At 71.2% G+C, this 13,633-nt stretch carries 10 protein-coding genes and 1 pseudogene; 8 read left to right on the plus strand and 3 right to left on the minus strand.

The annotated features are described in order from the left end of the window. Window positions 1-1,001, minus strand: a pseudogene (locus V6U79_RS13290) (PspC domain-containing protein); the annotation flags it as partial. Between the two features lie 198 nt (window positions 1,002-1,199). On the opposite strand from V6U79_RS13290, the gene V6U79_RS13295 reads away from it, so the two are divergent. From V6U79_RS13295 to V6U79_RS13330, 8 genes are all read left to right on the plus strand, one after another. Then, window positions 1,200-2,438, plus strand: a complete 1,239-nt coding sequence (locus tag V6U79_RS13295; protein WP_334533859.1) for a PspC domain-containing protein — start codon at window positions 1,200-1,202, stop codon at window positions 2,436-2,438. Beyond that, window positions 2,438-3,124, plus strand: coding sequence for a response regulator (locus V6U79_RS13300; RefSeq protein ID WP_334533856.1), 687 nt, complete (start codon window positions 2,438-2,440; stop codon window positions 3,122-3,124). Before V6U79_RS13295 ends, V6U79_RS13300 begins: the two co-directional genes overlap by 1 nt. A 179-nt stretch (window positions 3,125-3,303) precedes the next feature. Next, window positions 3,304-4,479 carry a thioester domain-containing protein gene (locus V6U79_RS13305; protein ID WP_334614826.1) on the plus strand — a complete coding sequence of 392 codons (1,176 nt, stop codon included), beginning with the start codon at window positions 3,304-3,306 and terminating at the stop codon, window positions 4,477-4,479. Window positions 4,480-5,204: 725 nt separating this feature from the next. Then, complete coding sequence (locus V6U79_RS13310; RefSeq protein WP_334533850.1) at window positions 5,205-6,845, plus strand: peptide ABC transporter substrate-binding protein; 1,641 nt, start codon at window positions 5,205-5,207, stop codon at window positions 6,843-6,845. Window positions 6,846-6,993: 148 nt separating this feature from the next. After that, window positions 6,994-7,920: an ABC transporter permease gene (locus V6U79_RS13315; protein WP_334533847.1), complete on the plus strand. Its 927-nt coding sequence runs from the start codon at window positions 6,994-6,996 to the stop codon at window positions 7,918-7,920. Further along, window positions 7,913-8,890: an ABC transporter permease gene (locus tag V6U79_RS13320; protein WP_334533844.1), complete on the plus strand. Its 978-nt coding sequence runs from the start codon at window positions 7,913-7,915 to the stop codon at window positions 8,888-8,890. The genes V6U79_RS13315 and V6U79_RS13320 overlap by 8 nt, the downstream gene beginning before the upstream one ends. A 26-nt stretch (window positions 8,891-8,916) precedes the next feature. Continuing rightward, a complete protein-coding gene (locus V6U79_RS13325; RefSeq protein ID WP_334533865.1) occupies window positions 8,917-9,945 on the plus strand; it encodes an ABC transporter ATP-binding protein in 1,029 nt (342 codons plus the stop codon). Further along, window positions 9,938-10,951, plus strand: a complete 1,014-nt coding sequence (locus V6U79_RS13330; protein WP_334614827.1) for an ABC transporter ATP-binding protein — start codon at window positions 9,938-9,940, stop codon at window positions 10,949-10,951. Before V6U79_RS13325 ends, V6U79_RS13330 begins: the two co-directional genes overlap by 8 nt. Before the next feature lie 134 nt (window positions 10,952-11,085). Here the strand turns inward: V6U79_RS13330 and V6U79_RS13335 are convergent, their stop codons facing one another. Both V6U79_RS13335 and V6U79_RS13340 read right to left on the minus strand, forming a co-directional pair. After that, a complete protein-coding gene (locus tag V6U79_RS13335) occupies window positions 11,086-11,463 on the minus strand; it encodes a chorismate mutase (protein ID WP_334614828.1) in 378 nt (125 codons plus the stop codon). A gap of 206 nt (window positions 11,464-11,669) precedes the next feature. Continuing rightward, window positions 11,670-13,520 (minus strand): bifunctional metallophosphatase/5'-nucleotidase, encoded by a 1,851-nt coding sequence (locus V6U79_RS13340; RefSeq protein ID WP_334614829.1) that lies wholly within the window; start codon window positions 13,518-13,520, stop codon window positions 11,670-11,672. Window positions 13,521-13,633: the final 113 nt, after the last annotated feature.

Raw genomic sequence — 13,633 nt, forward strand, 5'->3', positions numbered from 1 at the left:
CAGCCAGCGGGCCCGGCCGAACCAGGTGCCGACCAGCAGCCCGAGGCCGATGGTGGCCAGCGCGGCCGGCTACTTCGCGGCGGCGAGGCGGCGTACGGCCCGCGCGGCGCGAACGGCGCCCGGTAGCCGCCGGGCGCCGGCGCCGCGACCGGCGGCACCGGGGGTACGGAGAGCGGCGCGCCCGTCGTCGCCTGCGCTCCGGCGGTGGGCGGCCAGACCGGCGCCGGGGCGGACTGCCGGTCCGCCGGGGCGGGGAAGCCGGTGGGCGCCGGGGACCAGGCGGGCAGCTCCGCGGTGCGGTCCAGCGGCGCCGGGACGGGCAGCGGGACGGCCGGCGGGACCGGGTCGGGCGCGGGCGCGAAGAGGCGGGGTGCCGGGTAACTGACCGGCGGCACCGGGCCGGGCGGGGTGGCCGCCGGGGCCGGCGGGCCGCCGTCCGGGGCCGGCACGCCGCCGGGCCGGCCGTCCCGGTTGAGCAGGAGCGCGCCGCCGATGAGGATCGCCGTGCCGAGCAGGACGGCCCGGAACGCGTCCGTGACGATGTAGCCGAAGCTGACCGCGACCAGGATGCTCAGCACGATCACGGTGACCGGGGACATGCTGGACCGCCCCCGGCCGAGCATCGACTCCACCGGTGAGGCGCTGTCGCCCTCGCCCGGGATGACCAGCCAGGCGGCGACGTAGACCAGGATGCCCACCCCGCCGAAGAAGCCGAGCACGGCGAGGATCACCCGCCACAGCACCGGGTCGGTGCTGGTGGCCCGGCCGATGGCGGCGCAGACGCCGGCCAGGTAGCGGCCGTCGCGGGGACGGACCAGGCCGTACCGCGAGGTGAAGCTGGCCCCGCCCGACGGTGGCGGGGTGACGTGGTCCCCGGGTGGCGGCGGCGCGGCGTCCCCACCGAAGGGCGACGCCGACCAGGCCGGGCCGGCGGGGGCGGGCGGTGGCCCGGCCGACCCGCCCGCGCCGGGGCGGTGCGACTGGGCAGCTTCCTCGGTCATGTCTCGATCCTGCTGCGTCGTCCGCCCGAGCGTCCTCAGGACCCGACCCTGACCCCACCCTGAGATCCGCGGGGGACGAATGTCGGGGGCGTCCCCGTGGTCGGGGACGCGGGCCGCGTGTGACGATCGGACCCGACGCCGGTACGCACCGGTGCCGTCCACCCCACCCTCCGTGACAGGGGAGCCGACATCAGCACCGTGATCCAGCCGCCCCGCCTCTACCGGGCGCCCGAGCGCCGGCTGGCCGCCGGCGTGGCGGCCGGCATCGCGGACCACCTCGGCATCTCGGTGCTGCGGGTACGGGTCGCGTTCATGGTCCTGCTCGGGCTCAGCGGGTTGGGGCTGCTGCTCTACGCCGCCTTCTGGGCGGTGGTCCCGCTGCGCCCCGGTGACACCACCGTGCCGCCCCGGCGGGACCTCGGCCAGCTGCTGCCCTTCGTGGCGATAGGGCTGGGCGTGCTGCTGCTCCAGGTGCTGGTCTTCGACTCGGTGGGCGCGGCGGGCACCGCCGGCTGGCTGGTGGCGATCATCGCGGTGGGCGCCGGGGTGATCTGGCACCAGTCCGCGCCGGAACGCCGCCGGCAGTGGGGCGACTCGATGCCGGTGCCGTGGCTGGGCGCGGTGGTGGAGGAGAGCGACCGCCGGGCGTTCGTGCTCCGCTTCGTCGGCGGCGGGGTGCTGGTCGCGGTCGGCATCATCGGCGTCGCGGCGGTCTACTCGCCGGTGCAGAACTTCGACGCCGTGGTCAACGGCGTGATCTTCGCGCTGGTCGGCCTGGCCGGGGTCGGTGTGGTGGCCGCCCCGGTGGTGTGGCGGACGTACAACCAGCTCCGCTCGGAGCGGGAGGGGCGGATCCGGGAGCAGGAGCGCGCCGAACTGGCGGCGATGGTGCACGACCAGGTGCTGCACACCCTCGCCCTGATCCAGCGCAACGCCACCGACGTCAAGACGGTGCAGCGGTTGGCGCGGGGGCAGGAGCGGTCGCTGCGCAACTGGCTCTACAAGCCCACCGCCTCGCCGACCGAGCGCCTCGCCGCCGCGCTGGAGCAGGCCGCCGCCGAGGTGGAGGACACCTTCGCGATCACCGTCGAGGCGGTGGTGGTGGGTGACCGGGAGACCGACGAGCGGGTCGGCGCCCTGGTGGCGGCGGCCCGGGAGGCCCTGGTGAACGCCGCCCGGCACGCCGGGGTGCAGACCGTGTCGCTCTACGCCGAGGTGGAGCCGGAGCAGGTGAGCGTCTTCGTCCGGGACCGGGGCAAGGGCTTCGACCCGGATACGGTGGAGGATCACCGGCACGGCGTCCGCGGGTCGATCGTCGGGCGGATGAAACGGCACGGCGGTCGGGCCGAGATCCGGTCCGGGCCGGGGGAGGGGACCGAGGTCCGGCTGATCCTGCCGATCACCGGCAACGGCTCCACGGCGGAAAGGGACAGATGATGGCGGAGCAGTCGATGGAACCGGTAGCGGAGGCGGGCGCGCGGAGCGGGCGGCTGCGGGTGTTCCTCGTCGACGACCACGCCATGTTCCGGGCCGGCGTCCGGGCCGAGCTGGGCGCGCACGTCGAGGTGGTCGGTGAGGCGAGCACGGTGGCCGAGGCGGTCAGCCGGATCGCCGCGACCGGGCCGGACGTGGTGCTGCTCGACGTGCACATGCCCGACGGCGGTGGGCGGGCGGTGCTGGACGCGATGCGGCGTACCCACCCGCAGGTCAAGTTCCTGGCGCTCAGCGTCTCGGACGCGGCCGAGGACGTGATCGGGCTGATCCGGGCCGGTGCCCGCGGGTACGTCACCAAGACCATCTCCCCGGACGAGCTGACCGCCGCGATCCGTCGGGTCGCCGACGGGGACGCCGTGTTCAGCCCGCGGCTGGCCGGGTTCGTGCTGGACGCCTTCGCGGCCCGCCCGGACGCCCCGGTCGCCGACCCGGAGCTGGACCAGCTCACCAACCGGGAACGGGAGGTGCTGCGCCTGCTGGCCCGCGGGTACGCGTACAAGGAGATCGCCAAGGAGCTGTTCATCTCGATCAAGACGGTCGAGACGCACGTGTCGAACGTGCTGCGCAAGCTCCAGATGTCCAACCGGTACGAGTTGTCCCGTTGGGCGGCGGACCGGCGGCTGGTCTGAGTTCCCCGCAATCGGGACGCAAGGTCCGACAGACCCCAGGGGCTGACAAGAGATCAGTTCATGTCGCATAATGCCCCGTCGCGTTCTCGCGAGCGGGTGGTGCGACACCCCGCGGGAACGGCGACTGATGCCGGCCCGCCGGGAGCGGGCCCACCCCTGGGGAGAGGTGCACGAATCTGATGTTCGGACAACGTGGACGGCGCTGGGCGGGGATCGCCACGGCGCTCGTCGCCGGCGGCGCGATGGTGCTCGGGACGGCCGCTCCGGCCGCCGCCGAGGAGCCGACCAAGGGCGTCGCGCGGGCGGTGGAGGGCACCGGCGTGGTGCTGAAGCTGGCCGGGAAGACGCTGCCCACCTCCGCGCTGGCGCTCGAGCTGAAGGACGGCACCGTGCCGGTCTTCTGCATCGACTTCCACACCCCGGTGGCGCGCAACGGTGAGTACACCGAGGGCACCTGGGGTCAGTCGGAGGTGAAGAACCTCGGTCGCGTGCAGTGGGTGCTCACCCACGGCTACCCGAACGCCGAGCGCGCCGAGCTGCTGGCCCGGGCCGGGGTCACCCTGCCCGACGGGTTGGCGGAGAAGCGCCGGGACACCCTGCTGTACTTCGGCACCCAGACCGCCGTCTGGCACTTCAGCGACGGCGTCGAGCTGGGCGACTGGGAGCAGGGCCTGACCACGGCCGCCGAGTACGAGGTGATCGAGAAGATCCACGACTACCTGGTGAAGAACGCGACCGACCAGCCGGAGCCGAAGGCCGAGCTGACCCTCGACCCGGCCGCCGCCGCGAGCGCCACCGCCGGCGGCCGGGCCGGGCCCTTCACGGTCAAGGGCCCGGCGGGCGACATCGCGGTGCAGGTCTCCGGCGGCAGCGCCGTCGACGCCGAGGGCAAGCCGGTCACCACGACCACCAACGGTGCGCGGTTCTGGCTGACCTCCGCCGACGCCGGCAAGGTCACCGTGACTGTTTCCGCCCAGGATTCGGTCTCCTTCGGCCGGGTCTTCCTCTTCTCCGGCGGCAAGGACGCCAAGCAGAAGCTGATCCTCGGTGGCAGCGCCGGGTCCACCGTGACCGCCAGGGCCACCGCCGACTTCGCCGCCGCCCCGACCACCCCGGCGGCCACCCCGTCGACCCCGTCGGCGTCCCCGTCGCCGGCCACGCCGGTCGAGTCGGCCTCGCCGTCGGCCCCGGTCGAGAGCCCGGCGCCGTCCACCTCGCCGGCGAGCAGCGGCGGTGGCCTGCCGCTGACCGGTTCGCCGATCGCCGCCGCCGCCCTGGCCGGGGTGGCGCTGCTCGCCTTCGGCGCGGTCGCCGTGCTCCTGGTCCGCCGCCGTCGGGTGCGCTTCACCGCCTGACCCGTTCGTCCCGGCTCCGGCCCCGGCACCCGTGCGGTGCCGGGGCCGGCTGCGTCGGTGGGACCGGAGCGGGGTGTCCGGCCCGGATCAGGCCGGTGGTCGTCCCGCCCGGAGGGTCCGCGTGGGTTGCCGGCGTCGTCCCTGGTGAGAATCAGGTACCGGACCTCGGCGCTCTCCTCCACCCGGCCGGCGATGGTGCCCGCGCAGCCGACACCGGCATCCCCCGGATGGGCGAAAACGGCCGCCGCCCGGTGGACGTCCCAGGGTGCCCGGAACGGCGGCGGGGGAGCCCGCCGGACCTCGGCGCGGGGGTGACGAGTCGATGTGGTGATGTACTGTCGTACCTGCTCAGAGGGGTGCGACCGGGGCACTTCATGATCTTTTCTCAAGTATCGGCGACGTGGCGGCCAACTAACGGCTTGATAACGGCACCTTCACGGAACCGGCCGATCAGTGTCACAGTGGCAGCACCTCACCCTTGGCGCGAGGCACCCCGCATGTTCCGCCGATCACGACGCCGCTTCTCGAGGCGGCCCGTGATGGTCGAGCCTGCGTGGCGTTCCGCGCGAGGGGTGTGGCCGCCCGGCGAGTCGGCACCCCAGGGGTGTCCCGATTTCTCTGCGGTGAAACCGGTGATCCGTGTCACAGGATCGCCGGAAGGCGTCACCCCATACGTGCGTGAAACCCACGACGGTTCCAGGTTCAGAAAGAGGAGGCCCCTCGGAATGAGAGTCTCGAAGCGGGCGACCGGCGCCCTCGCGGTCGGCGTTGCCGCCGCGCTGGTCGCCACCGGTTGCTCGAGCAGCGAGGGTGGCGACGGCAACGCCGCCGCGACCAAGGACGGCGCGATCTCCGTTCACGGTGTCCAGCCGGAGAACCCGCTGGTGCCGGCGAACACCACCGAGACCGGTGGCGGCAAGATCATCGATGTCCTGTGGACCGGTCTGGTCGAGTACCCGAACGACGGTGGGGCCCCGCGCAACGCGCTGGCGGAGTCCATCGAGACCAAGGACTCGAAGGTCTTCACCATCAAGATCAAGAAGGGTACCAAGTTCCACGACGGTACCGAGGTGAAGGCGAAGAACTTCGTCGACGCCTGGAACTGGGCCGCCTACACGCCGAGCGGCGCCGCGAACGGCAGCTTCTTCGCCGACATCGCCGGCTACGCCGACGTCACCTCCGAGGACCCGGACGCCGAGGGCCCGCAGAAGGCCCCGGAGCCGAAGGCCAAGACGATGTCCGGCCTGAAGGTCGTCGACGAGCAGACCTTCGAGGTCACCCTCTCCGCGCCGACCGCGGTCTTCCCGACCAAGCTCGGCTACAGCGCCTTCATGCCGCTGCCGGACGCGTTCTTCACCCAGAAGGCCGAGGACTTCGGCAAGAAGCCGATCGGTAACGGCCCGGTGAAGTTCGTGGCTTGGGAGGACAACGTCCAGATCAAGCTCACCCGCTTCGAGGACTACACCCTGCGCGACAAGGTGAAGGTCAAGGACGTCACCTTCAAGCTCTACCAGAGCGAGGACGCGGCCTACGCCGACCTGCTCTCGAACAACCTGGACTTCATGGAGGTCCTCCCCACCGCGGCGCTGGCCGGCGACAAGTGGAAGACGGACCTGGGCGAGCGGGCCCGTTCGACGGTCACCCCGACGACGGCCTTCATCGCCTTCCCGATCTACGACAAGCGCTTCCAGAACCCGAAGCTGCGCAAGGCCGTGTCGCTGTCGATCAACCGGCAGGACATCTCCGACAAGATCTTCTTCGGCACCCGCAAGCCGGCTGACAGCTGGGCCAACCCGCTGACCCCGGGCGCGCCGTCCGGCAACTGCACCGCCTGCAAGTTCGACGTCGCGCAGGCCAAGCAGCTGCTCCAGGAGGCCGGTGGCTTCCAGGGCGAGATGGTCTTCTACTACAACGCCGACTCCAGCCACAAGGACTGGATGGAGGCCGTCGCGCAGCAGGTCAAGACCAACCTCGGCATTCAGGCTCGCGCCGAGGGCGTGCCGACCTTCGCGGTCTTCCGCCAGAACATCAACGCCCACAAGATGACCGGTCCGTACCGTGCCGCCTGGCAGCAGGACTACCCGGACATCGAGAACTGGGTGAACCCGCTCTACGTCAAGGGCGGCTCCTCGAACGACGGTCTGTACAGCAACACCGAGGTCGACGCCATGGCCAAGGCCGCCAGCGGTGCCCCGAGCCTCGAGGCCTCGCACCAGCAGTTCGCCGAGGTGCTCAAGAAGGTCGACGCCGACGTGCCGACCATCCCGGTGTACTTCTACGGGCAGCAGTCGGGCTTCTCGGAGAAGATCAAGAAGCTCGAGCTGACCAACGTCGGCGAGCTGGACCTCTCCTCGGTCGAGCTCTGATCCGAACGGTCTGACCCCGGGTCGGGCTCGCCACATCCGGTGGGCCCGACCCGGGGCCGTTCCGCGAGCGGGTGTTACAACATCCTCCCTCGCACTTGTCTCCATCGTGTCGGCCGTCCGACGCGCCCCCTGTCTGGAGGACCACCCCATGGGCCGTTATCTGGTGAGACGGCTGCTCCAACTCGTGCCGGTCTTCCTCGGCACGACGTTCCTGATCTACTGGCTCGTCTGGTCCGTGCCCGGCGACCCGTTCGCCGGCAAGTGCGGTGAGCGCCGCTGCCCGGACGAGTACATCGCGACCCTGACCGAGAAGTACCAGCTCGACCAGAGCATCTTCGTGCAGTACGCCACCTACATGAAGAACCTCCTCCAGGGGGACTTCGGTACGACGTACAGCGGTCGGTCGATCAACGACATCATCGCGACGGCGTACCCGAACACGCTGAAGCTGGCCCTCGTCGCCCTGGCGATCGAGGCGATCATCGGCCTCACCGCGGGTGTGCTGAGCGGCCTGCGTCGCAACGGCTTCCTGGACAACCTGGTCCTGGTCTCGTCGCTCTTCCTGATCGCGCTGCCGGTCTTCGTCGTGGGCTTCGTGCTCCAGTGGACGTTCGGCGTGCAGTGGGGCATCGTCAGGGCGACCGTCTCCGCGGAAATGCCGTTCTCCGAGCTGATCATTCCGGGCTTCGTGCTGGGCAGCGCCTCGATGGCGTACATCGCGCGGGTGGCGCGGACGAGCATCGCCGAGAACCGGCGGGCCGACTACGTGCGCACCGCGATCGCCAAGGGTCTGCCGATGCGCCGGGTGGTCGGGGTGCACCTGCTGCGCAACTCGCTGATCCCGGTGGTCACCCTGCTCGGCACCGACCTCGGCGCGCTGATGGGTGGCGCGATCATCACCGAGGGCATCTTCGGCATCAACGGGATCGGTCGACAGGTCTACCGGTCGATCGTCACCAAGGAGAGCGCTACCGTTGTCTCCATCGTGGTGGTGCTGGTGCTGGTCTACCTGCTGATGAACCTGCTGGTCGACCTGCTCTACGCCGCCCTGGACCCGAGGATCCGTTATGAGTGACCCGTCTGCCGCGTCGATCGTCAGCACCCCCCGGCCGGAGCAGCCGACCGAGATCGGTGCCCCCACCAACGCCGGGCTGCCGGAGAGCGCCCGCAAGGAGAAGCCGCGCGGCCTGCTGGGCGACGCCTGGCGCGACCTGCGCCGCAAGCCGCTCTTCTGGATCTCCTCCGCGTTCATTGTCCTTTTTGTGGTGATGGCCGCCTTCCCGTCGCTCTTCACCTCCGGTGACGCCGTGAACGGGTCGCTCTCGCGCAGCCTCGGCAAGCCCTCGTCGGAGGCCCTCTTCGGCTACGACGTGCAGGGCCGGGACGTCTTCGCCCGGACCATCTACGGCGCCCGCGCCTCGATCCTGGTGGCCCTGCTCTCCGTCATCGGCACCATGTTGATCGGCGGGATGATGGGCATCATCTCGGGTTACCGGGGTGGCTGGGTGGACGCGCTGCTCTCCCGGATCGCCGACGTCTTCTTCGGCCTGCCGTTCGTGCTCGGCGCCATCGTCATCCTGACCACCTTCAACGGGTCGGGCACCAGCAACAGCGTCTGGCAGATCGAGGGCCTGGTCATCGCCTCCCTGGTCGTGCTGAGCTGGCCGGTCGTGATGCGGCTGATGCGCTCCTCGGTGCTGGCCACCAAGCAGGCGGACTACATCGTCGCCGCCCGGGCGCTCGGCGCGGGCACCGGCCGGATCATCCTGAAGCACCTGCTGCCCAACTCGCTGGCGCCACTGCTGGTGTACTCGACGATCATGGTGGGTTCGTTCATCGGCGCCGAGGCGACGCTGTCGTTCCTGGGGGTCGGGCTGAAGAGCCCGGTGGTCTCGTGGGGCATCATGATCAGCGAGGCGCAGAACTACCTCCGGGTCGCGCCCAACCTGCTCTTCTTCCCCGCCGCGTTCCTCGTCACCGCCGTGCTGAGCTTCGTCATGCTCGGTGAGGCCGTCCGCGAGGCCCTCGATCCGAAACTCCGCTAGGGGAGATTGAGTTGTCCGACATTCTCGTGTCCGAGCAGTCCGCGCCCGGCGCCGACGGATCCGGCCGCCCGTCCGGCCGGCTGCTCGAGGTCGACGACCTGCGGGTGGAGTTCCGTACCCGGGACGGCGTCGCCAAGGTCATCAACGGAGTCACCTACCACGTCGACGCGGGTGAGACCCTCGCCGTGCTCGGCGAGTCCGGCTCCGGCAAGAGCGTCACCGCGCAGACCATCATGGGCATCCTCGACATGCCGCCCGGGTTCGTCACCGGCGGTCAGGTGCGCTTCCACGGCAAGGACATGCTCACCATGTCCGACGAGGAGCGCCGCCGCATCCGCGGCGAGGGCATCGCGATGATCTTCCAGGACTCGCTCTCCGCGCTGAACCCGGTCTTCACCGTCGGGTTCCAGATCGCCGAGCAGTTCCGCATCCGCCGCGGCATGAGCCGCGCGGACGCCAAGAAGCGCGCGATCGAGATGCTCGACCAGGTCAAGATCCCGAACGCCAAGGGCCGGTTCAGCAACTACCCGCACCAGTTCTCGGGTGGTATGCGGCAGCGCGCGATGATCGCGATGTCGCTCGCCCTCGACCCCGAGGTGCTGATCGCGGACGAGCCGACCACCGCGCTGGACGTGACCGTGCAGGCCCAGATCATGGACCTGCTCGGCGAGCTCCAGCGGGAGCGGCGGATGGGCCTGATCCTGATCACCCACGACCTCGGCGTGGTCGCCGACGTCGCGGACCGGATCGCGGTCATGTACGCCGGTCGGATCGTCGAGGAAGCCGACGTGTACGACCTGTACGCCAAGCCGGCGCACCCGTACACCCTCGGCCTGCTCGACTCGATCCCGCGGATGGACGAGAAGGGGCAGGAGCTCCGGACCATCAAGGGCCTCCCGCCGAACCTGATGAACATCCCGCCGGGCTGCCCGTTCAACCCCCGCTGCCCGATGGCGCAGCCGGTGTGCCGGGAGAAGGTCCCCCCGCTGCTGCAGATCGGCGCCGGTCGCGCCAGCGCCTGCCACTTCGCCGAGGAGCTGGTGAACCGTGACTGAGAACATCCTCGAGGTCCGTGACCTGGTCAAGCACTACCCGGTCACCCAGGGCATCGTGTTCAAGAAGACCGTCGGTCACGTCAAGGCCGTCGACGGCGTCTCGTTCGAGTTGAAGGCCGGCGAGACCCTGGGCGTGGTGGGCGAGTCCGGTTGCGGCAAGTCGACGCTGGCCCGGGTCCTGATGAACCTGGAGAAGCCGACCGCCGGCAACGTGCTCTACAAGGGTCAGGACATCTCCAAGCTGTCCGGCGGCGGGCTGCGTCGGCTGCGCCGGCAGATCCAGCTGGTCATGCAGGACCCGTACACGTCGCTGAACCCGCGGATGACGGTCGGCGACCTGATCGGCGAGCCGTTCGAGATCCACCCGGAGGTGGCGCCGAAGGGCAGCCGCCGGGACAAGGTCAAGGAACTGCTCGACCTGGTCGGCCTCAACCCGGAGCACATCAACCGGTACCCGCACCAGTTCTCCGGCGGTCAGCGCCAGCGCATCGGCATCGCCCGGGCGCTCGCCCTGCGGCCCGAGATCATCGTCTGCGACGAGCCGGTCTCGGCCCTGGACGTGTCGATCCAGGCGCAGGTGATGAACCTGCTGGAGAAGCTCCAGGCGGAGCTCGGCCTGTCGTACATCTTCATCGCCCACGACCTGTCGGTCGTGCGTCACCTCTCCGACCGGGTCGCGGTGATGTACCTGGGCAAGATGGTGGAGGTCGGCACCGAGGACGAGATCTACGAGCGGCCGACCCACCCGTACACCCAGGCGCTGCTCTCGGCCGTGCCGGTGCCGGACCCGACGCTGCGGGAGAACAAGGCGATCATCCGGCTCACCGGTGACGTTCCCTCCCCGGTCAGCCCGCCCTCGGGCTGCCGGTTCCGCACCCGCTGCTGGAAGGCGCAGGACGTCTGCGCCGAGCAGGTGCCGCTGCTGGAGATCCGGCCGGGCTCGGACCACACGAGCGCCTGCCACTTCGCCGAGAAGCGGGAGATCGTCGCCACCCACGGCGCGTGACACCCTCCGGACCGCCTGCCGCCGTCGACCCGACGCCGGCAGGCGGTTCGGCGTATCCGGGCGGCTCGCCCGGCCGGCGCCGACCGGCGACGGTCGGGTGGGTCAGGCCCGTCGTGGGCGGCCCCCGGTACGCCTCACAGCGGTCCCCGCCCCGCGCGGAGCAGCAGCAGCGCCAGCTGGGTGCCGTCGGCCCCCAGCTCCCTGCGGAACCGTTCCAGGATCTCCCGCTCCCGGGAGAGCACCAGTCGGGTGCCGCCGGAGGCCATCCGGGTCGCGCCGACCTGCTGGGAGAGGCCGGCCCGCTCCTGCCACAGCTCGATCAGGGTGCGGTCGATCTCGTCGATCCGCTCCCGGATTGCCACGATCCGTTCGGCGGCGGCCGCGTCCTCGGTGCCGGTCCGGGCGTCCACCGGACGGGCCGGGGCGGCGGACGCCGCCACCTGCGGGTTGGAGTCGCCCTCCGGCCGGGACTGCGTCACGCTGCCGCTCTGCTCCGCCACGTCTGTCATCATCGCCGTACCCCTCGGGTGTCGGGCCCGGTGCCCGGATCCCGGGACGAAAAAGCCCCGGGCTCTCCGAGCCCGGGGCTTTTCGCAGGTCTGTCGATCAGGCGCGACCTACGGCTGCCGGACTCCCGGTGCCGTAGTAAAAGTAGAAGCGCTGACCGAACACGCCGTCGAGTATGCCGCGCGGGGCGCGACCCCCGCAAGCAATCCCGTCAGCCGAGGCGGGTGATGCGGTCGGCCGGCCCCGGGGCGACCGGTGCGGCGGCGAGGTACGCGATCAGCGCGTCGACGTCGAAGCCCCGCGCCGTGGTCCGGCCGGTGCCCGCCGTCAGCTCGGTGAAGCCGTCCCCGCCGTTGGCGAGGAAGTCGTTCGTGGTGACCCGGTAGTCGGCCGCCGGGTCGACCGGGGCGCCGTTCAGCGCGAGCGCGCTGACCCGGGAGCCGGCCGGGGCGGTGCTGTCGTACGAGTAGGTCAACCCGGCGGAGACCTGGAGGATCCGCTGGGTGGTCTGCCCGTTGAAGCCGACGAACTGCTGCTCCAGCACGTTGCGGAGCTGGGCTCCGGTGAGGGTCTGGGTGACCACCAGGTTGTTGAACGGCTGGACGGTGAACGCCTCGCCGTAGGTCACCTCGCCCGGCGCCTCGCCGCCGGGCGACGCCCCGTACGACAGGGAGGCCCGGATGCCGCCCGGGTTCATCAGCGCGACCTGCGCGCCGTCGCCCCTGGTGTACGCCAGCTGCGCGTCGGCGATCACGTCACCGAGCGGGCTCTCGCCGTTCGGGCGGGCGTCCCGGACGATGTCCGCCGAGATCCGGCCGACCACCCGGTTGGCGATCGGCGCGACCGCGGCCCGGTACTTGTCGGCGAGCGCCTTGGCGCCCGGGTCGACCAGCTCCGGGTTGCGGACGTAGACGCCGGGGGCGCTCTGCTGCCAGGTGCCGTCGGCGTTGCGGACGCCGTTCTCGACGACCACGTTGCGGGCGGAGATGCCGGTGAACCGGCCGCTGTCCCGGTCCAGCGAGTAGTCGATGTCGGTGACCAGTTGGCCGTTGCTGCCGGCGCTGGTGACCACGCTCCGCGCGCCCGAGGAGTTCGGCAGCGAGCAGGAGTAGAAGCGGTGCGTGTGCCCGGAGACCACCAGCCCGAACTCCGGCCGCAGGCCGCGCACGATGTCCACCACCGGGCCGGAGAAGTTGGCGCAGTCGGAGACGCCCGGGGGGCTCGGCGGGGGCGACTGGGCGCCGCCCTCGTGCACCAGCAGCACCATCGCGCGGACGCCGAAGAGCTTGAGCAGGCCGCCCCACCGGTTGGCGGTCGCCACCTCGTCCCGGAACTCCACCGAGGTGATGCCGGCCGGGTTGACGATGCCGGGGGTGCCCTCGAGGGTGACCCCGACGAAGCCGACCGGTACGCCGTCGACGAAGCGGACGTCGACCGGCGGCAGGATCGGCAGCCCGGTCTTCTTGCTGATCGTGTTGGCGGCCAGGTAGGTGAACCTCGCGCCGGCGAAGCCGTCGCCGTCGGCGCAGCCGTCGACCGGGTGGCAGCCGCCCTTGTCGATCCGGATCAGCTCGTCGACGCCCTCGTCGAACTCGTGGTTGCCGACCGAGCTGATCTCCAGCCCGATCTCGTCCATCAGTTCGATGGTGGGCTCGTCGTGGAAGGCGGCGCTGACCAGCGGGGTGGCGCCGATCAGGTCACCGGCGCCGACGGTGGTGGTCTCGCGGCCCTCGGCGGTGGCCTCGGCGCGTAGCTTCTTCAGCCAGGTGGCGAGGTATTCCACGCCGCCGGCGGGGGTGCCGTTGACCGTGGCGCCGCTGCCGCCGGGCGGGTCGATGGCGCCGTGGAAGTCGTTGTAGCTCAGGAAGTTGCCCTTGACCTCGCCACCGGTCGCGGCGGCGTAGGAGACGGCGACCGGGGTGAGGGCGGTCGCCGGGTCGGCGCCGACGGGTTGCGGTCCGGGGCGGCCGGTGCCGGGCAGGGTGGCCACGACGGCCAGCGCGAGGGCCGGTACGGCGAGATGGCGCAGCACGGCCCGACCGCGCGAGCGCGGTTGACTCATGGTTGTTCTCCCAGGTCCGTTGCGGGGGAGCGGGCGGGGGTTTCACCGTCATCGTTCCCGTTCGGTGACGAACGCGCCAGGGGTGGCGCCGTGACAGGTTTCGTCCCACCTCC

Origin of the sequence: Micromonospora psammae, from assembly GCF_036902725.1 — a bacterium.
Classification (GTDB): Bacteria; Actinomycetota; Actinomycetes; order Mycobacteriales; family Micromonosporaceae; genus Micromonospora.